Below are 19,644 nucleotides of genomic sequence, written 5' to 3'. Positions count from 1 at the left end.
CATCATGGCACTCGCCCATTCTACCCTCGATTCGAAGGAGATCGGGGCGGCGACGGCATCCAGGACAGAGGCCGTTCCGGGATGGGACACGATTGCCAATATCGAAGACCTTCGCGAGATTGCCAGGAAGCGGGTTCCGAGAACATTCTTCGAATATGTCGAAGCCGGCTCCTACGAGGAGCTGACCCTGCAGGCGAACAGGGCTGCTCTCGATGCGCTGGAATTGCGTCAGAGGGTGATGGTGGACGTTTCCGCCCGCGTCCAAGCGACCACCATCGTCGGCGAGCCGGTCTCGATGCCCGTCGCGCTCGCACCCGCAGGCTTGACGGGAGCCGTCTATCCGAATGGCGAAATCCATGCTGCACGGGCAGCGGAGGCGTTCGGCGTTCCCTTCTGTCTGAGCACGATGTCCGTCTGCTCAATCGAGGATGTGGCGGCTGCTGTCGCGAAGCCGTTCTGGTTTCAGCTCTACCTGATGAAGGACCGAGGTTTCAGCCAGTCGCTCATCGAGAGAGCCCACGCGGCGCGGTGTCCTGTGCTGGTCCTGACCATGGATCTGCACGTGGAGGGGCAGCGCACGGTCGATGTGCATAATGGCCTTGGCATTCCGCCACGGCTGACGCTCGGCAATGTCCTCGATGTCGCCATGCATCCGCGCTGGGCACTGGGAATGCTGCGGAGCAAGGAATATACGTTCGGCAATCTGAAGGACGCGATCCGGAATTCGGGCAATCTCGGCATCCTATCGGAATGGGTGAAGCAGCAGTTCGACCCGTCTTTCGACCGGCGCGACGTGGAATGGGTGCGCAAGCTCTGGCCGGGCAAGCTCATCGTGAAGGGGATCCTCGATCCGCAGGATGCCGAAATCGCGGTCGCCGCAGGCGCGGACACGATCCTCGTTTCGAACCATGGCGGGCGTCAGCTCGACGGTGCTCCCTCCACGGTAGAGGCATTCCCTGCAATACGAGACGCCATGGGAGATCGGACAGAGCTCCTGTTCGATAGTGGGATCCGCTCGGGACTCGACCTTTTGAAGGCGCTCGCCCTGGGGGCACGGGCGTGCTTCATCGGGCGGGCCTATCTCTATGGACTCGGAGCCCGCGGAGAGGCAGGCGTCCGCAAGGCTCTGTCACTGATATCGGAAGAACTCGACACCGGAATGGCGCTCACGGGCGTGACGGATGTGAAGGCAGTACCGCGCGACGTCATCATACAGCCTGCCGGATAGTGTGAGACCGGCAATCGGAGGAACCTGAGATGGCCAATGTGGCCGTAACCGAGGCCGAGAAGCTGTCATTGGAAAATCGCAGAAGGCATCCTGACCGACGTATCGAACTGGCGCCGGATGGACGCATCAGAACTGCCTACACGGAGGTTCCCGATCTCGATGCGAATGCGCTGTTTAAGGAACTCGAGGCTGCACTCGATGGCGAGGTCCGCTTCGACGATGGCAGCCGGGCACTCTATGCGACGGATTCCTCCAATTACCGGCAGGTGCCGATCGGGGTGGTCATTCCGAAGACGCGCAGCGACGTCGTCAAGGCTGTTGAAATCTGCCGGCGACATCGCGCGCCTGTTCTGCCGCGCGGCGGCGGAACGAGCCTTGCTGGCGAATGCTGCAATACCGCCGTCGTCATCGACTTTTCGAAATACCTGAACAAGGTGCTCGACATCGATCCCGAGCGCCGCTTGGCCCGTGTCGAGCCGGGCTGCATCCTCGATCACCTGCGGGAGGAGGCCGCTAAGTACGGTCTCACCTTCGGTCCCGATCCGGCCACGCACGACCACAACACCCTCGGCGGCATGATCGGCAACGATTCCGGCGGCGTTCATGCGGTGATGAACGGGATCACGGTGCATAACGTGCATGCGCTGGACGTTCTGACCTATGACGGCCTGCAGCTGAGCGTCGGGCCGACGGACGACAAGGCGTTCCGCTCGATTCTGCGTTCAGGCGGACGTCCCGCCGAGATCTATCGCCGGCTCGACGAACTGCGCCAACGATACGGCGACCTCATCCGGGCGAAATTTCCGGATATCCCGCGCCGGGTATCCGGTTATGAGAACCTTGATCAGCTTCTATCCGAGAAGGGCATGAACGTCGCCCGCGCGCTCGTCGGAACCGAGGGCACGTGCGTGACTGTCCTCGACGCGACCCTCAACCTAATTCACAATCCACCTGAACGGGTCATCGTGATCATCGGTTTCCCAGACATCTATCAGGCGGCCGATGCCGTGCCCCGCGTTCTGGGACACCGTCCGGTCGGTCTCGAGGGCTTCGACGAGACCCTGGTCGACCGGTACAGAACGAAAGGGCTGCATGCCGACGATCTGAAGGTCCTGCCAGGAGGCCAGGGATGGCTCCTGGTGGAATTCGGCGGCGAGACGGAGGACGATGCTGCTGCGAGAGCACAGAGGCTCGTGGACGAGTTCAAGAGCATGAAGGGTGTCGACCCGAAGCTCATCCGTGACAAGGAGCAGCAGAAGCGAATCTGGAATGTGCGCGACGATTCTCTCGGGGCGGAATCCTACGTGCCGAACCATCCCGATACTTGGCCGGGATGGGAGGACAGCGCGGTCGCGCCCGACCGGCTCGGCGATTATCTCCGGCAGCTGAAGGCGCTCTTTCGCAAATATGGGTATGATCCCGTCATTTATGGTCACTTCGGCGGGGGCGTCGTTCATTGCGCCATCGCGTTCGATCTCTACGATGAGCCGGGAATCGAGCATTGGCGCCGGTTCCTGGATGAGGCGGCGGAGCTCGTCGTGAGCCATGACGGCTCTCTGTCCGGCGAGCATGGGGACGGTCAGGCGCGGGGAGCCCTTCTCGAGAAGATGTACGGGCCGGAATTGGTCCAGGCATTCCGTGAGTTCAAGGAAATCTGGGATCCCCAATGGCGCATGAATCCCGGCAAGGTGATCGACCCTTATCCGATCACCTCGGATCTTCGACTCGGGCCGGGCTATCATCCCCGCAAGCTCAAGACCTATTTCCGCTTCCCGAACGAAGGAGGCTTCGAGCGCGCGGTTCAGCGCTGCGTCGGCGTGGGAAAGTGCCGCCGGCACGACAGCCATGATGAGGTGATGTGCCCGAGCTACCTTGTGACCCATGAGGAGGAATACACGACGCGCGGGCGCGCCAGGCTGCCCTTCGAGATGCTGCATGGGGGGCCACTCAAGGGCGGTTGGCGCAACAAGTCCGTCGAGGATGCGCTCGGCCTCTGCCTTGCCTGCAAGGGATGCAAGAGCGATTGTCCGGTCGGTGTCGACATGGCGAGCTACAAGGCCGAGTTCCGCGCTCATCATTATGCCTGGCGTCTGCGGCCGCGACATGCCTATGCCATGGGGCGGATCCATTGGATCGCTCGCGAAGCGTCGCGCATGCCCGCGCTCGCCAACCTGATCACGCAGACGCCGGTTCTGCGCAGCCTCGCCAAGGCGGTCGGCGGAATTGCGCAGCAGCGTTCGATCCCTCCCTTCCCTCGTGAGACCTTTACCGATTGGTTCCATCGTCGCGAGCCGCCGCGGACAACAGGGCAGCGGGTCCTCCTGTGGCCCGATACCTTCAACAATTACTTCCGACCCGACACAGCCATCGCCGCAACGAAGGTTCTCGAAGAACTCGGCTTCCAGGTCGTCATTCCGGATCAGCCATTGTGCTGCGGGCGTCCCCTTTATGATTGGGGATGGCTCGGAACCGCCCAGAGGCTGTGGCGGCAGATCATGACCACGCTGTATGACGAGATCCGGGCCGGCACGCCGATCATCGGGCTCGAACCCGCCTGCGCGTCCGCGTTCAAAGATGAACTTCTCAACCTCTTTCCAGAGGATGACCTTGCCAGGCGTCTCTCTGATCAGAGCGTCTTCTTCAGCGATTTCGTGAGCCGGCACATCGATGACATTGCGCTGCCAACGAACGGGCAGGGCAAGGCGCTGGTGCAGATCCACTGCCATCAGCATGCGGTTATCAAGGCCGATGGCGAGCGCAAGCTGCTCGACCGGACCGAGATTCCCTACGATATCGTTCCATCAGGCTGCTGCGGCATGGCGGGCGCCTTTGGTTTCAACACTGAGACCTATGATGTCGCGGTCGCCGTCGGCGAACGGGTGTTGCTGCCAGCGGTGCGGGCGGCGGATCCCGAGACCCTCATCCTGGCGAACGGCTACAGCTGCCGGGAACAGATCGAGCAAGGCACGGGACGGGGCACGCTCCATGTTGCTGAGTTCTTGGCCCGGCGCATGGGCCTGTAAGGAGACGGTCGATGCGCTCGGTGGGAAAGACGATCTGGGCCATTGCGGAAGGGTATATTCCATCCCACAGCACGAGCCAGGACAGGGCTCTCGTGTCCCATGAGACGGCCTGCATCCTCAATGCCGGGCCATCCGATGCACAAGTCAGGATCACCGTGTTCTTTTCGGATCGGGATGCGATCGGCCCTTACCGCGTGAGGGTGCCGGCGGGGCGCACGTTGCACCTGCGCTTCAATGATCTCGACGATCCCGAACCCATACCGCGGGATACGGACTACTCGTCGCTGTTTGAATCCGATGTGCCCGTCGTCATTCAGCACACGCGGCTCGATTCGAGAAAGGCAGAGCTCGCCCTCCTCACCACCACTGCCTACGGCCAGGACTGAGCGAGGGCGAGAGGGAACAGAATGGTAGCGGCATGCGGCGGATCGAGGATTACGCCCTGATCGGTGATTGCGAGACGGCGGCGCTCGTTGCAAAGGACGGCTCGATTGACTGGCTGTGCTGGCCTCGGTTCGATTCGGAGGCGTGTTTCGCAGCCATCCTGGGAACGCCCGAGCATGGGCGCTGGCTCATTGCCCCCTCCTGCACCGTTCGTCGGGTTTGGCGGCGTTATCGGGAATCCACACTCATTCTCGAAACGATGTTCGAAACAGACCAAGGCGTCGTCACGCTCACCGACTTCATGCCCATCCGAGACTCAGGATCGGATCTCGTCCGCATCGTCGGTTGCGAAAAGGGTGAAGTATCGATGAGAGCAGAGTTCGCCCTCCGTTTCGATTATGGTCGGTTCGTGCCCTGGATGGAACGACACGATGAACGGTGCTGGCAGGCCATCGCGGGACCGCATTCGGCGGTTCTTCGCACGGACGTTCCGCTCAACGGGCATCATTGTGGATTGGCGGCCGAGTTCACGATCCGGGAGGGGCAAAGCATCCCGTTCGTACTGACCTATCACGCATCTCACCTGCCAATCCCTGAACCTGTGGATGCCGAAGACGCTTTCCGTCGGACAGAGAAATGGTGGCGTAGCTGGATAAGCCAGTGCTCATACTGCGGAGACTGGCTGGAGGCGGTCAGGCGCTCTCTCATCACGATCAAGGCCATGACCTATCGTCCCACAGGAGGGATCGTTGCTGCCCCGACTGCGTCGCTTCCAGAGTGTCAAGGTGGAAAGCGAAACTGGGATTATCGTTACTGCTGGCTGAGGGATGCCACCTTCATGGTGGCCTGTCTGCTCAAGGCCGGCTTCCGCGACGAGGCGCGCGCCTGGCGCGCGTGGCTGCTGCGTGCCGTTGCCGGCATGCCGTCGCAGATCCAACCAATATACGGCATTGGCGGTGAGCACAGGATGAACGAGTGGGAGGCATCATGGCTGCCGGGCTTTGACGGCGCCAAGCCGGTTCGGGTCGGAAACGCGGCGTTCACGCAGTTTCAGCTCGATGTTTTCGGCGAGGTGATGAATGCGCTGCATCTCGCCCGACAGGCGAAGATCGATCCGAGCGAAGTCGGGTGGAATCTTCAGAAGGCTCTTCTCGATCATCTCGGCAAGGTCTGGGATGAGCCGGACGAAGGAATCTGGGAGGTCCGAGCAGGGCGACAGCATTTCGTGCACTCAAAGGTCATGGCCTGGGTGGGGCTCGATCGTGCGATAAAGGCGACCAGGACCTTCGGGCTTGACGGGCCGGTCGAGCAGTGGGAGTCGCTGCGCGACAGGATCCACGCGGAGATCTGCGAGCGCGGATTTGATCGCCAGAGGGGAGCGTTCGTTCAGGCGTTCGGGTCGAAGCATCTGGACGCGAGCACGCTCATCATTCCGATCGTCGGCTTTCTCCCGGCGACGGATCCGAGAATGCAAGGAACGGTCGCGGCAATTGAGCGCGAGCTCATGCGGGATTGTTTCGTACTCCGTTACGACACGAGCAAGATGGATGACGGTTTGCCGCCTGGCGAGGGAGCTTTCCTCGTCTGCAGCTTCTGGCTTGCGGAGAACTACTCTCTTCAGGGACGGCATAGCGAAGCAAGGGACCTGTTCGAGCGCCTCCTCGCCTTGCGCAACGATGTCGGCCTTCTGGCCGAGGAATATGAACCGGAAGCGAAGACATTCCTGGGAAACTTTCCACAGGCGCTGTCTCACCTCGCCTTGGTCAACATGGCTCATAGGCTTTCGTGCGAACCCCATGCGACGCGTGCGAGCCTCAATCCCTAAGAGCTGGGTCAAAGATTCCGGGGCGCGCGGTTTATGATTGGGAGAACGGATTGATGAGTGGACCGAAAGCACAGGATCCAGGCAGGAACGGAGGCGGTTACAAAGCGAAACCGGTCGCCGTCGTGACCGGCGCTTCCGCCGGCGTCGGGCGCGCGACAGCGATCGAATTCGGCCGGCGCGGTTACGCTGTCGCCCTTCTGGCGCGCGGACAGGAGGGTCTGGAAGGCGCCCGCAGGGACGTGGAGGAAGCCGGTGGCGAGGCGCTCGTCATCCCGGTCGATACGGCGGATGGTGCCGCCATGTTTTCGGCCGCCGATACCGTTGTAGCGCGCTGGAAGCGGATCGACGTCTGGGTCAATAACGCCATGGCGACCGTCGTCGCTCCGGTGGACCGGATTCCACCATCCGAATACAAGCGGGTGACGGAGGTGACGTATCTCGGTGCCATCCATGGCACGCTGGCTGCTCTCCGGCATATGCGCTCGCACGACCACGGGGCCATCGTCCAGATTGGCTCGGCCCTTGCCTACCGGTCGATCCCTCTGCAATCGGCCTATTGCGGGGCGAAGGCGGCTATTCGAGGCTTTACGGATTCCCTCCGAACCGAGTTGCTGCACGATCACAGCGCCGTCCGTCTGACAATGGTGCAACTCCCCGGCGTCAATACTCCCCAGTTCGACTGGTCCCATACTCACGAGAAATATCATCATCAGCCGGTCGGGCCCTGCTATGAGCCCGATGTCGTCGCACAATCCATCGTCGATGCGGCGGAGCAGGGGCCACGTGAACTCTGGATCGGAACTCCGGCCATCATGGCAATTCTGGGTAATATGGTCGCTCCCGGCCTGCTCGATCGGTATCTCGCAAGAACAGCTTACGACCAGCAGCTCTCGTCGAAGCCCGTGCGTCCCGGCGATCCGGATATTCTCTTCGAGCCAGCCCACGAAGACCATGGAGCACGCGGGCGGTTCGGCTCCCGTGCCAGGTCCCGCCTGATCGACGCCGACCCGGCCCATCTGCATGCCGGTCTCGCGGTGGCAGCCTTTGGCATCGCAGCCACCCTGGTCCTGTTGGGCGCCCGCTCCGCCGGGAGGCATCTGCAGCGTGCAGCCTGATGGTCAGCCAACAGCTTTCGACGGAACTTCGGTATGGCGGCTGCCCAAGCTTGGCGGAACGTTAGATAGCTGAAGCCGTTGATCTAGGCTCTTCGCGTGAGGGCATCTCGCGCCACACGGAGCAGCCAGACTTGGCGGGATGCGATGCCTCAAATTTTCACGGCGAGCGCGGACACCTGGTTGAGGATAGCGGCTCTCATGCTCGGCGTTGGTACCGCGGGCGCGCTCCTGCTCGGAGGAGGGTACGTCAACTCCGCTTATGTCACCCGCGTCGGGTGGACACGTCACCAGCCGGTTCCGTTCAGCCATAAGCACCACGTCGGTGATGACGGCATCGATTGCCGCTATTGTCACGATAAAGTCGAGGTGAGCTCCGAAGCAGGACTGCCCCCGACCCATACCTGCATGACATGCCATTCACAGCTCTACACCGGGGCACCGGTTCTCGCCCCGGTGCGCCAGAGCTTCGCAAGCGGCGAGCCGATCCGTTGGAACCGGGTGGCGAAGGTCCCGGACTATGTCTTTTTCAATCACGCGATTCATATCAATCGTGGCGTTCCATGCGTCACATGTCATGGCCGAGTCGATCAAATGGCTCTCACGTACCAGGCTCAGCCCTTCCAGATGCAGTGGTGCCTTGATTGTCATCGCGACCCGGCACCGCACCTTCGCCCGCCCGAGATGGTCACACGCATGGACTGGTCGGATTGGGATCCCGAGGCGCACAAGGATTTTGGTCGCTTGGCCGTAAAGGCCTACGGCATCGACCCGAAGCGCCTCGATACCTGCACGGTGTGCCACCGATGAGATCGCGCGAGTCTTATACCGATGGTGCGGATTGGATTCGTCGGCGTCTGGACGGCAAAAGCGGCCGTGCATTTTGGCGCGGGCTCGAGGAGCTGAGCGAAACTCCTGAATTCAAGCGCCTGCTGGGGAACGAGTTTCCTTCCCTGGCCCGAGGGTCGATGGATTTCGCTCGGCGCGACATTTTGAAGTGCCTTGGCGCCTCTCTCGCTCTCGCGGGACTTGCCGGGTGCTCGGAAGACTTGACCTACAGCGTTCCCTATGTGGAAGCGCCCGAAACCGTCGTTCCCGGACGACCGAAATACTATGCGACGGCAGCGCTGATGGGGGGCTATGCGCAACCCGTTCTGGGAGAAACTCATGTGGGGCGCCCGACGAAGCTCGAGGGGAATCCGGACCATCCCGCGTGCCTCGGCGCGACGGATGCCTTCACCCAGGCGGCGGTCATCGGCCTCTACGACCCGGATCGCTCGCGCTCTCCACGCTACATGGGACGCCCCACGGCCTGGTCCGGGCTCGATGCGATGCTGGTCTCCCAGGCCGCTCGCCTCGACGCGACGGAAGGACAGGGATTCTGCCTGCTGACCGGGGCTACAAGTTCGCCGACCATGGGCCGTCAGTTGGCAGCGCTGACGCAGCGCTGGCCCAAGGCCCGCTGGTACATCCATGAACCCGCGGGGGAGGAGCGTCGTATCGAGGCGGCGCGGCTCATCTTCGGCCGAAGGCTGGAACAACGCCTCCATCTCGAGAAAGTCGAGGTCCTCGTCTGCCTCGACGACGATGTCTTGGGCCCGGGGCCGAAGCAGACCTATCACGGGCGCGGCTGGGCGGCGCGACGTCAGTCGGCGCAGCGTGGCGAAGGGCGCTGCATGGTCTGGGTGGCCGAGCCCACGCCCTCCTTGACGGGCGTCATGGCGAGCCGGCGTATCATCGTCGCGCCTGAGAGGATCTCCAGGCTGGTTGCGGCGCTTGCCACGAAGTTGGATGTTTCTTCCGGATCGGCGCCCTCACTCACCGAAGACGAGCACAGGTGGATCGAGCACGTCGTGACGGCTCTCGAATCCTATCGCGGGCGGTGCCTCCTGGCCGTCGGGCATCAGCACGATCCAGCCGTGCAGGCCTTAGGACTGCTCATCAACGCAAAGCTCGGGAATATCGGAGCGACTCTCGCTCTTGCCGAACCGAGCCTCTTTCAGCCGCCGGACGAAGCAGCAACCTTCCAAGATCTCGTCCGGAGAATGAATTCCGGAGAGATCTCGTCTCTTGCGGTCCTCGATTGCAACCCGGTCTATACGGCTCCGGCCGATTTGGATTTCGCAGGAGCCATCAATCGGGTCGAGATGCGCTTCCATGCAGGTCTCTATTTCGACGAGACTGCGGGTCTGTGCCAGTGGCATGCCCCGCTGCAGCATGAGCTTGAGACCTGGAGCGATGCGCGTGCGGCCAACGGGCTCGCCACGATCCTCCAGCCGCTGATCGGTTCCCTCTTCGGCGGGCGTTCCCGGCACGTCATCCTGCAGAACTGCCTCGGCGATGTTTTCGCCGAGGACCGCGAGGTGGTGGCCGAGACCTGGCGCAAGGCATGGGGTGAAGCGTTCGAGGACCGCTGGTACTCCGCGCTGGTCGCCGGGTTCATTCCGGACAGCGCCCCGCCGGAGACTGCGCCTCAGCCTGTCCTCGAAACCGCTCCATCGATGGCGGATATCTCCGGAGGCGAGGGCCTGACGGTCGTCGTCAGGCCCGACCCCACCATCTGGGACGGACGCTTCACAAATCTGGCTTGGCTTCAGGAACTGCCGAAGCCTCTGACGAAGGTAACATGGGACAACGTGATCCTGGTGAGCCCGGCGCTCGCGAAGGAACTCCATATCGAGACCGCGGACGAGGTCAGGCTCGAGGTCTCAGGCCGCTCGGTGACCGGCCCTGCATGGGTCATGCCCGGACAGGAGCCGCGAACAGTCACCGTTTTCCTCGGCTACGGCCGTGGGCCGATCGGGCGCGTGATGGAGGAGGCAGGCTACGATGCTTACCGGATTCGCACGGCCACGGAGCCATGGCAACTGAGCGGGGCAAGGCTCGTGCGGACCGGCAAGGCGCTGCTGCTGGCGTCCACGCAGCTCCACTTTGCGCTCGAAGGCCGCGACATGGTGCGCTTCGTGACCTTGGAGGACGTGATCGCCAGCGAGCTCCATAGTGAAAGACCGAAGCCGAGAGAGGCGCGCAACGAGACCATCTACCCGGTCTATCCCCCTGAAAGTCCATCCTGGGGCATGTCGATCGACACGGATCTGTGCATCGGTTGCAATGCCTGTGTCGTGGCCTGCGTGGCGGAAAACAACATACCGATGGTCGGGAAGGAGCAGATCGCCAAGGGCCGGGAAATGTTTTGGCTGCGGGTCGACCGCTATTATGAGGGTTCACCCGAAGATCCAAGAACCGTCTTCCAGCCGGTGCCGTGCATGCATTGCGAGAAGGCGCCTTGCGAAATGGGCTGTCCCGTCAACGCGACCACCCACAGTCCCGATGGCCTCAACCAACAGGTCTACAACCGCTGCATCGGCACGAGGACATGTTCGTCGTTCTGTCCTTACAAGGTGCGCCGGTTCAACTGGTTCGACCTGACCGGCAGCGATCCGCCGGAGATCCAGGCCCAGCGCAATCCCAACGTGACCGTCCGCGACCGGGGCGTCATGGAAAAGTGCACCTACTGCGTCCAGCGGATCCGGTCCGCCGAGATTCAGGCCAAGATCGAAGGGCGTCCCATCCGCGAAGGGGAGGTTCAGACCGCCTGCCAGCAGGCCTGTCCGACGAGCGCCATCGTCTTCGGCGACGTGGCGGGGTCCGAAACGGCCGTGAGCCGGCGCAAGGCATCGTCCCGCGACTACAGCCTGCTCGAGGAGGTCAACACATGGCCGAGAACGACCTACCTGGCCCGGATCGAAGACGAGCCGCCGGGTGATGGCTCCGGGAAGGGGTAGGGCCATGGCCCAGGATGTCTCCATCCGAACGGCAGCGCCGCACAGCCGCTACGCCGAAATCACCCAGGAGGTCGTCGGCATCCCGCTGGACAACCGGCGCTGGCGCAACTGGTGGATCGCCTTCGGCATCGCCTCCGCGCTTCTGCTCCTGTTCTTCATCTCGGCCGGCGTGCTCTTCTGGAATGGCGTCGGAGTCTGGGGCAACAACATCCCGGTCAATTGGGGCATCGCGATCTCGAATTACGTCTGGTGGCTCGGGATCGGACATGCCGGCACGCTGATCTCCGCCATGCTGCTTCTGCTGAACCAGCCCTGGCGCAACGCCCTGAACCGGTTCGCCGAGGCCATGACCCTGTTCGCCGTTACCTGCGCGGGGCTGTATCCGATCCTTCACCTCGGACGCCCCTGGCGGTTCTACTGGATGGCGCCTTATCCGAACACGATGAACATCTGGCCACAGTTCAGGAGTCCCTTGACCTGGGACTTCTTTGCGGTGCTCACCTATCTCACGGTGTCAATCCTGTTCTGGTACATCGGGACCATTCCGGATCTCGCGGCGTCCCGAGATCGGGCCAGGACCCGCTTCTGGCAGGTGTTCTATGGCCTTCTGGCGCTCGGCTGGCGCGGATCGGCGATCCATTGGGCCCGGTGGCGCCAGACCTACCGGCTGACCGCGGCCATTGCGGTTCCGCTCGTCGTTTCCGTGCACTCGGAGATCTCTCTCCTGTTCGCGGCCGGACCGATCCCCGGCTGGAACTCGACGGTATTCCCCCCCTATTTCGTTCTTGGTGCCGCCTTCTCGGGCTTTGCGGTCGTATCGATGATTGCGGTCGTTCTGCGGCACGCATTCCACCTGCAGAACCTGGTGACCGACCGGCATCTGGATCTTCTGGGCAAGCTCTTGCTCATGACGGGTCTGATGACCGCCTATGGCTATGTGGTCGAGATCTATGCCGCGTATTACGGCGGAGAGCGTTATGAAATGGAAACGCTCTGGGACCGCTTCACGGGCGTGTACGCGTTCAGCTACTGGGGGGCTGTCGCCTGCAACTTCGTCCCCTTGCAGCTTCTCTGGCTGCGCGGTGCGCGCACGAGTCCGTTGCTTCTCTTTCTCGTCAGTTTGTCGGTTGCAGTCGGCATGTGGTTCGAGCGTTACATGTTGCTCGTGACGGCGCTCTATAAGGATTACCTGCCGTCCTCCTGGGGCATTTACGACGTCAGCGTCTGGGAGTGGACGCTCTATGCGGGTATGATGGGCGTGTTCTTCGTGCCTTTCCTGCTTCTGGTCCGGCTTCTCCCGATGATCTCGGCCTTCGAGGTCAAGGAAGCGCTTTACGAAACTCGGGCCGAGGATCGCCGGGCCGCCGTCCAGGCCGATGTGGAAGGGAGCTCGCGCCATGCGTGAACCTCCATCATCCCGCGAGACATCACGAAACCTCTACGGGGTCATGGCGGAATTCAAGAATCCGGACGCGCTCAAGCAGGCCGTGCGACAGGCGCGCAGGTGCGGGTATCGTCATCTGGATGCGTTCACGCCCTTTCCAGTGGAAGGCCTCGCGGAAGAGATCGGCTTCACGGATCGGCGCGTTCCGCTCGCCACCCTTGCGGGCGGCATTTTCGGGGCGGCCTTGGGATATGGCATGCAGGTCTACACGAATCTGGACTATCCCTTGAACGTCGGCGGACGTCCGATCGTGGCTTCCACGGCGTTCATGCTGATCACGTTCGAGCTGCTCGTATTGTTCGCGGTCCTGTTCGGCATCGGCGCGATGCTCATCCTCAACCGGCTGCCGCGCCTGCACCACCCGCTGTTCGGTGCCGACCGGTTCGACACGGCATCCCTGGACCGCTTCTTTCTCGTCATCTTCAGCACCGACGAGCAATTCGATGTCCGCCGCACGCAGGATTTCCTCCGGGGGCTCGACCCCGAGCGGGTTCAAGACGTTCCTTTCACGGGAGCGCCCGAATGAGAAATCTCCGCACTCTTGTCATCCTTGGCCTATATGCGGGTTTCGCCGGCCTGATAACCGGATGCCGGGACGAGATGGCCGATCAGCCGCGCTACGACCCCTATGGCGAAGCGAAGCTGTTTCCGGATGATAAGGTGATGCAGACGCCGCCTTCCGGGGTGGTCGCGCGGGACGATCCTGCGTGGCGTCTCCCGTACCGGGAACGGCCGCCGCTGACAGCTGCGTTGCTCACGCGCGGACAGGAGAGATTCGATATCTATTGCTCGCCCTGTCACGGCTATGCCGGAGACGGGCGCGGCTTGGTGCCGAGCCGCGGCTTTCCTCAGCCGCCGAGCTTTCATTCCGAACGCCTGCGCAGCCTGCCTTCCCGACATGTCTTCGACGTTGTCACCAATGGATACGGCGTGATGTACGCCTATGCCGATCGCATCCCTCCGGCGGACCGATGGGCGATTGCCGCTTATGTTCGCGCTCTGCAGGTGAGCCAGGGTGCCCGCGCCGATCAGCTTCCGCCCGAGGATCGCGAGGCGTTGAGGCGGCGCTCTCAGACAATGCCCGCGGGGCCGGGAGGCGCAGGATGAGTCATGCGGTGCCCCATATGTCCCCTCATCGGCCCGGCGGCGGCCCGGCTACCCGCGTGCTGGCCATAGCGGGCGGCCTGATCTGCATTCTTGTCTTGGCCGTTTCCTGGTTCGCTCCCGAGACCGCAATGCGCGCGTGGCTGGCAGCGGCATTCTTCTGGACGAGTGTGCCGGTGGCTGCTCTGATGCTTCTGATGATGATGCGTCTCATTCCAGGCGCATGGGATATCGAGATGACGGTCGCAACCGAGGCCGCCTGTCTGTTGGCCCCTCTTGCCGCGCTCGCATTCGTCCCTGTTCTCATTGGCCTGCCTAACCTTTACCCTTGGATGGGCCAGGAACAGGAGACGGCATTCCGGGCTGTCTATCTCTCGCCCGTGTTTTTCATTGGAAGGACCGTGCTGTGGTTCGCACTCCTCTGCGGCTTGACGGCTCTGCTCATCCTTCGGCGAACCTGGTCCGTCCCCGTATCCTGTCTCGGGCTGATTTTCTTCACGCTGGGCGCGACCATCGTCACGACCGATTGGCTGATGACGCTCGAGCCGGGTTTCCGCTCATCCGGCTTCGGTCTGTATGCCTTGTCCGTCCAGGCGTGCATCGCCGTCGCCGGCATCGTCGTCGCGACGCTGGTTTCCGCAGATGATCGGGTTCGTACGCCTGCGATCCTGGGTGGCGTTCTGCTCACGGCTGTCCTGCTGTGGGCCTATCTCTCGTACATGCAGTACGTCATCATCTGGTCGAGCGATTTCCCGCCACTGATCCACTGGTATCTCGAACGGGCGAAGGGCTTCTGGGGTGGCGTGCTCTGGAGTTTCGCCCTCGTTCATGGGCTCGCCGCGGCGCTTCTGATTCTGCCTCCGATCCTGCGGCGACCCCGCATCCTGCGTGTCCTTGCGTTTGGGATCCTCGGGGGCAAGGCTCTCGAATGTGCTTGGCTCGTTCTTCCGGCCGGCGGCCGAGGGGCAAGCCTCCTTGCTTGCAGCCTGTTCCTGGTTGCAGTTGGCGGACTCGGCGCCATCTTCGTGGTTGCGTGGTCTGCGGCACTCCGCCTGCGGATCGTTGGGAGAATGCCGAAGGGATCTTGGAGCAGGCGCCATGCAAGAGCCTCCTGATCGCGCCTTCAACCCAGGTGACGCCATCCGAACCCGCGATGAGGAACGTCACGGGGTGTCGTCCGATCAGAGCGAGCGCCGAACCGAGGTCGGACGGGTCAGAACGCAACGGGGCGCGCCGGACGAGATCCCCGAAGATGTGCGCCGTCACGGATACGAGCCGACGGACGTCCGTGTTCGGAGCATCGCCTACGCGATTCTCGGTCTGATCGCAGCGATTGCTGTATCGGGCGCCTTCGTTGGGGGTGTCCTGTCCGCAATCCAGGATCACGAAGACACAATGCCTGCTCCGGCGGTTTCGCGCGCAACCCTGCTCCCGCCCGAACCTCGCCTGGAGATTGCCCCGCAGGCTGATCGAAAGGCCCTGGAGGAGGGGGCGCGCGCGAAACTCGGCGGCTATGACTGGACGCAGGAGCATGGGCGGGCCCGGATCCCGATCCAGCGCGCCATGGAGTTGCTGGCCGGTCACGGATGGCCCGATCCCGATGAACCGGAGTCAGGCGTCCATGATCGAACAGGCGACGGGTTATCTCAGCGATCTGGATCGCAGCCTCGGATATTGCGACAGGCGCCGCCGCAGGAGCCTTCCGAGCCTGGCGCTCCTTCATTCAAAGCACCACCATGAGACAGTGGACCGGCCTTCTCGTCATCCTTCTCGTCGTCTGTCTCGCGCCCTCGGCCGGAGGGGCCGCACCGTTCGATCCGTTCACCGCCGTGGCAATCGATTCCGAGCCGGGCACGCCGGTGCCGCTCGATCTGACCTTTCAGGATGAGGGAGGACGCACCAAGAGCCTGCGCGCCCTCGGAGGCGGACGCCCCATCGTCCTCGCTCCCGTGCTGCATAAATGCCCCAACCTTTGCGGTGTCACGCTGGGAGGATTGGCCGATGCGGTTGCAGCTCAGCCGCATGATCCCGATTTCGTCGTGATCGCTCTGAGCATCGACCCGCATGAAACCCCGTCCGACGCTGCAGCCTCCCTCGCAGCGCTCGAAGCGCGGCAGACAGGCGGCTGGTCGAGGAGCGTCCACGCCCTGACGGGCACGGCGGAGGCGGTTGCGTCACTGACGAATGCACTGGAATATCGCTATGCCTATGATCCCGGCATCCGCCAGTTCGCTCATGCGGCCGCCACTGCCGTGTTGACTCGGGACGGGCGCCTTGTGCGATGGATCTACGGTCTCGCACCTGATTCCGATGAACTCGGAGCGGCCATCGTTTCCGCGCAGAGCAACAGGATCGACAGCCTTGGAGAGCGGCTGATCCTCCTCTGCTATCACTACGACCCGCGCACGGGGCGTTATACGCTCCTGGTGAATCGCCTCGTGCAGGTGGCGGGAGCCGCAACCGCGCTGGTTCTGGCTGCCTTCATCGCGGCTGCATACCGCCGCGAGCGGACGAATCCGAGGGGAGGTCCATGAACGGCTCCCTGCAATTCTGGCCGCAACAGGCCTCAGGCCATGCCGTACAGCTCGACACATTCATCGCAGCTTTCACAGTCTTTGTGATCTTGCTCGCCGTCCCGGTCGGGCTCTTGATCTTCGTATTCGCTGTCAAGTACCGGCGCGGCAAGCCGGTGGATCGCCGTCATGCGCCGAACCGCAAGGTTTGGCTCGAAGTCTCCTGGTCGGCTCTGCCGTTCCTGGCTGCGCTGGGTTTTTACATCTGGTCAACCGCGCTCTTCTTCGGCCTCAATCATCCTCCACCCGGGACCCTCGACATTTACATCGTTGCCAAGCAATGGATGTGGAAGGCGCAGCATCCCGGCGGCGAGCGCGAGATCGACGAGCTGCATGTTCCGGTCGGCCAGCCCGTGCGGCTGGTCATGAATTCGCAGGACGTGATCCACAGTTTCTATGTCCCGGCCCTGCGCGTCAAACGGGACGTCGTACCAGGCAGGGTCGCATCGCTGTGGTTCGAGGCGGAAAAGCCGGGGGTCTACTGGATGACCTGTGCGGAATTCTGCGGCACCGACCATTCGGTGATGGGCGGCAAGTTCTACGTGCTGACCGCAGACGAATATGCCGCCTGGCTCGCGCGTTCCGGTGTCGACGCCTCGCTTGCCGCGTCAGGGGAGATCCTCTTTCGCAAATACGGCTGCAGTGGTTGCCATGCGGCTTCATCAAAGGTTCACGCACCCGATCTCGCCGGGCTCTACGGCCGCGCCGTCGCGCTCGCGAATGGCGAGACGGTCATCGCCGACGAGCAATATATCCAGGACAGCATTCTCCTGCCTCAGAAGCAGATTGCTGCCGGATACGAGCCCATCATGCCGACGTTCAAGAACATTGTGGGAGAGGATGAGGTGATCCAGCTGGTGGCCTACATCAAATCCCTTCGGCAAGCCTCGGGGAGAGTGAAGTGACTGCGGACGCCATTCTGGAGACATCGCATGAGCGGACCAGCTACTTGAGGGCTGGATACACTCTGCGGTCCTGGCTGACCACGACCGATCACAAGCGGATCGCCGTTCTCTATCTTTTCTCGATCACGTTCTTCTTCTTTATCGGAGGTCTCGCGGCCGCTCTGATGAGGCTCGATCTCGCGACCCCGGGTGGGGATCTGCTGTCGAACGATGGCTATAACCGTGCTTTCACGCTGCACGGTATCGTCATGGTGTGGTTCTTTCTCATTCCATCGATCCCGGCCACGTTCGGCAATTTCCTTATCCCGCTCATGATCGGCGCTCAGGACCTTGCCTTTCCCAGGATCAACCTGGCGAGCTGGTACCTGTATGTTCTGGCCGGCCTGTTTACGCTCTATGCCCTGATCGCAGGAGGCGTGGATACGGGCTGGACATTCTATACGCCGCTCTCGACTCTCTTTGCCAACGGCTACGTCGTTGCCGCTCTCCTGGCTGTCATCGTGGTCGGATTCTCGTCGATCTTCACGGGCCTGAACTTCATTGTCACGGTGCACAAGCTGCGCTGCCCGGGGATGACGTGGTCGCGCCTTCCGCTCTTTGTCTGGTCTCTATACGCGACGGCTATGATCCTGGTCCTGGCGACGCCCGTGCTGACCATGCTGCTGATCCTGGTCTGCGTGGAACGCGTCTTCGGGATCGGAATCTTCAACCCGGATTTAGGGGGCGATCCGCTTCTCTATCAGCACCTCTTCTGGTTCTACAGTCATCCGGCCGTCTATATCATGGTGTTGCCGGCATTCGGGGTGTTGAGCGAACTCGTGACTGCCGCTGCCCACAAGCGCATCTTCGGATATTGGTTTATCGCCTATTCGAGCGTGGCGATCGCGGTCATCGGGTTCCTCGTCTGGGGGCACCACATGTTCGTTGCCGGCGAGTCGATGTATGCGAGTGCAGTGTTCTCCTTCCTGAGCATCGCGGTTGCGGTGCCATCCGGAATCAAGGTCTACAACTGGATCGCAACGCTCTACAAAGGGTCGATTTCCCTCGACCCGGCTTTTCTCTTCGCCATGGGCTTCATCGGCCTGTTCGTGATCGGCGGCCTCACCGGCCTGATGCTCTCCATGCTTGCCGTCGACGTGCATGTTCACGACACCTATTTCGTGGTGGCCCATTTTCACTACATCATGGTTGGTGGAGCGGTCACGGCGTTCTTTGGCGCTCTGCACTTCTGGTGGCCCAAGATCACGGGGCGGATGTACAACATTACCTGGGGCAGGATCACGGCGGCGCTGATTTTTCTCGGCTTCAACCTGACATTCTTCCCGCAGTTCATTCTTGGTTATCTTGGAATGCCACGGCGCTACCACGTGTATCCGCCGGAGTTTCAGGTTCTCAACGTGCTCTCGTCGGCAGGGGCGAGCATCCTTGCCATAGGCTACCTGATACCCTTCATTTATCTTCTCTATTCCCTCCGGCACGGTCAGCCCGCAGGTCCAAATCCCTGGGGCGCGACCGGTCTCGAGTGGACGGTTCCGTCGCCGCCACCGAAGCAGAATTTCACCGAGATGCCCGTTGTGACGAGACCACCCTACGATTATCCGATCAGGGACCCGATGAGTCGTGAGTGACCACGCATCTGCCCATTCTCCCTACGCTGAGGCCGCACAGCGGCGCGAGGCCGATTTTCTCGGCATGTACATCTTTCTCGTAACGGAGATCATGCTGTTCGGCGGCTTCCTGACCACCGTGTACGTGGTGCGGGTCCTGCACCCTCAGGAGGCCTCGTCAACGGCGCACCATCTGAACTTGTGGCTTGGGAGCATCAACACCGCCGTGCTCCTGACGTCCAGTCTTTCGATGGCGCTGGCCGTTCTGCTCTCCCGCGAAGGAGAGCAGCGCAGGGCCGTCGTTCGGCTCTGCCTGACAGCCGCTCTCGGCATCGTGTTTCTGATGATAAAGGGTACCGAGTACTATCAAGAGTACCGCGAGGGTCTCATGCCGTTCGCCGGCGGGCCGAAGTCGCTGTCGAAGCTGGGCGAGCAGCTTTTCTTCAACCTCTACCTCGTGGGCACAAGCCTGCATGCGCTCCACCTTACGATCGGAATCGTCCTTGTTTCCGGGTTGGCGTGGCGCATCGCGCACTCAGAAACACCTCTTCCGCGAAGAGCCGTGACTGTAGAGCTCGTGGGACTCTACTGGCATCTCGTCGATGTGGTTTGGGTCTTCATCTACCCGATCTTCTACCTTGCCCGGTGACTGCG

General features: G+C 62.2%; 16 protein-coding genes. All 16 read left to right on the top strand.

Annotated features, from left to right (window positions below; translation table 11 throughout):
• Window positions 1-4 precede the first annotated feature (4 nt).
• The 16 genes from ACS5Q0_RS14290 (at window position 5) to ACS5Q0_RS14215 (ending at window position 19,639) form a co-directional block, all read left to right on the top strand.
• Window positions 5-1,228, top strand: coding sequence for an alpha-hydroxy acid oxidase (locus ACS5Q0_RS14290; RefSeq protein ID WP_473127312.1), 1,224 nt, complete (start codon window positions 5-7; stop codon window positions 1,226-1,228).
• A 29-nt stretch (window positions 1,229-1,257) separates the two neighbouring features.
• Window positions 1,258-4,251, top strand: a complete 2,994-nt coding sequence (locus tag ACS5Q0_RS14285) for an FAD-binding and (Fe-S)-binding domain-containing protein (protein ID WP_473127311.1) — start codon at window positions 1,258-1,260, stop codon at window positions 4,249-4,251.
• An 11-nt stretch (window positions 4,252-4,262) separates the two neighbouring features.
• On the top strand, window positions 4,263-4,637 hold the full coding sequence (locus tag ACS5Q0_RS14280) for a sensory rhodopsin transducer (protein ID WP_473127310.1): 375 nt from the start codon (window positions 4,263-4,265) through the stop codon (window positions 4,635-4,637).
• Window positions 4,638-4,669: 32 nt separating this feature from the next.
• Window positions 4,670-6,460, top strand: a complete 1,791-nt coding sequence (locus ACS5Q0_RS14275; protein ID WP_473127309.1) for a glycoside hydrolase family 15 protein — start codon at window positions 4,670-4,672, stop codon at window positions 6,458-6,460.
• Between the two features lie 53 nt (window positions 6,461-6,513).
• Complete coding sequence (locus ACS5Q0_RS14270; RefSeq protein ID WP_473127308.1) at window positions 6,514-7,575, top strand: SDR family oxidoreductase; 1,062 nt, start codon at window positions 6,514-6,516, stop codon at window positions 7,573-7,575.
• 144 nt (window positions 7,576-7,719) lie between these two features.
• On the top strand, window positions 7,720-8,382 hold the full coding sequence (locus tag ACS5Q0_RS14265) for a cytochrome c3 family protein (protein ID WP_473127307.1): 663 nt from the start codon (window positions 7,720-7,722) through the stop codon (window positions 8,380-8,382).
• Window positions 8,379-11,357: a TAT-variant-translocated molybdopterin oxidoreductase gene (locus tag ACS5Q0_RS14260; protein ID WP_473127306.1), complete on the top strand. Its 2,979-nt coding sequence runs from the start codon at window positions 8,379-8,381 to the stop codon at window positions 11,355-11,357. The genes ACS5Q0_RS14265 and ACS5Q0_RS14260 overlap by 4 nt, the downstream gene beginning before the upstream one ends.
• A gap of 4 nt (window positions 11,358-11,361) precedes the next feature.
• Window positions 11,362-12,762 (top strand): NrfD/PsrC family molybdoenzyme membrane anchor subunit, encoded by a 1,401-nt coding sequence (gene nrfD / locus ACS5Q0_RS14255; protein WP_473127305.1) that lies wholly within the window; start codon window positions 11,362-11,364, stop codon window positions 12,760-12,762.
• The gene (locus ACS5Q0_RS14250) at window positions 12,755-13,327 is read left to right on the top strand and encodes a DUF3341 domain-containing protein (RefSeq protein ID WP_473127304.1); all 573 of its coding nucleotides are present in this window, start codon (window positions 12,755-12,757) and stop codon (window positions 13,325-13,327) included. Before nrfD ends, ACS5Q0_RS14250 begins: the two co-directional genes overlap by 8 nt.
• Window positions 13,324-13,908: a c-type cytochrome gene (locus ACS5Q0_RS14245; protein WP_473127303.1), complete on the top strand. Its 585-nt coding sequence runs from the start codon at window positions 13,324-13,326 to the stop codon at window positions 13,906-13,908. Before ACS5Q0_RS14250 ends, ACS5Q0_RS14245 begins: the two co-directional genes overlap by 4 nt.
• Window positions 13,905-15,020 carry a hypothetical protein gene (locus tag ACS5Q0_RS14240; protein ID WP_473127327.1) on the top strand — a complete coding sequence of 372 codons (1,116 nt, stop codon included), beginning with the start codon at window positions 13,905-13,907 and terminating at the stop codon, window positions 15,018-15,020. The genes ACS5Q0_RS14245 and ACS5Q0_RS14240 overlap by 4 nt, the downstream gene beginning before the upstream one ends.
• Window positions 15,004-15,645: a hypothetical protein gene (locus ACS5Q0_RS14235; protein ID WP_473127302.1), complete on the top strand. Its 642-nt coding sequence runs from the start codon at window positions 15,004-15,006 to the stop codon at window positions 15,643-15,645. Before ACS5Q0_RS14240 ends, ACS5Q0_RS14235 begins: the two co-directional genes overlap by 17 nt.
• On the top strand, window positions 15,642-16,439 hold the full coding sequence (locus tag ACS5Q0_RS14230) for an SCO family protein (RefSeq protein ID WP_473127301.1): 798 nt from the start codon (window positions 15,642-15,644) through the stop codon (window positions 16,437-16,439). The genes ACS5Q0_RS14235 and ACS5Q0_RS14230 overlap by 4 nt, the downstream gene beginning before the upstream one ends.
• Window positions 16,436-17,383: a cytochrome c oxidase subunit II gene (gene coxB / locus ACS5Q0_RS14225; protein ID WP_473127300.1), complete on the top strand. Its 948-nt coding sequence runs from the start codon at window positions 16,436-16,438 to the stop codon at window positions 17,381-17,383. The genes ACS5Q0_RS14230 and coxB overlap by 4 nt, the downstream gene beginning before the upstream one ends.
• Complete coding sequence (gene ctaD, locus ACS5Q0_RS14220; protein ID WP_473127299.1) at window positions 17,380-19,011, top strand: cytochrome c oxidase subunit I; 1,632 nt, start codon at window positions 17,380-17,382, stop codon at window positions 19,009-19,011. Before coxB ends, ctaD begins: the two co-directional genes overlap by 4 nt.
• A complete protein-coding gene (locus ACS5Q0_RS14215) occupies window positions 19,004-19,639 on the top strand; it encodes a cytochrome c oxidase subunit 3 (protein ID WP_473127298.1) in 636 nt (211 codons plus the stop codon). The genes ctaD and ACS5Q0_RS14215 overlap by 8 nt, the downstream gene beginning before the upstream one ends.
• Window positions 19,640-19,644: the final 5 nt, after the last annotated feature.

The sequence above is a fragment of the Microvirga sp. HS2 genome (assembly GCF_055792805.1).
Note: the sequence above shows the minus strand (reverse complement) of the source record. Positions and strands in the feature narration are given on the sequence as shown.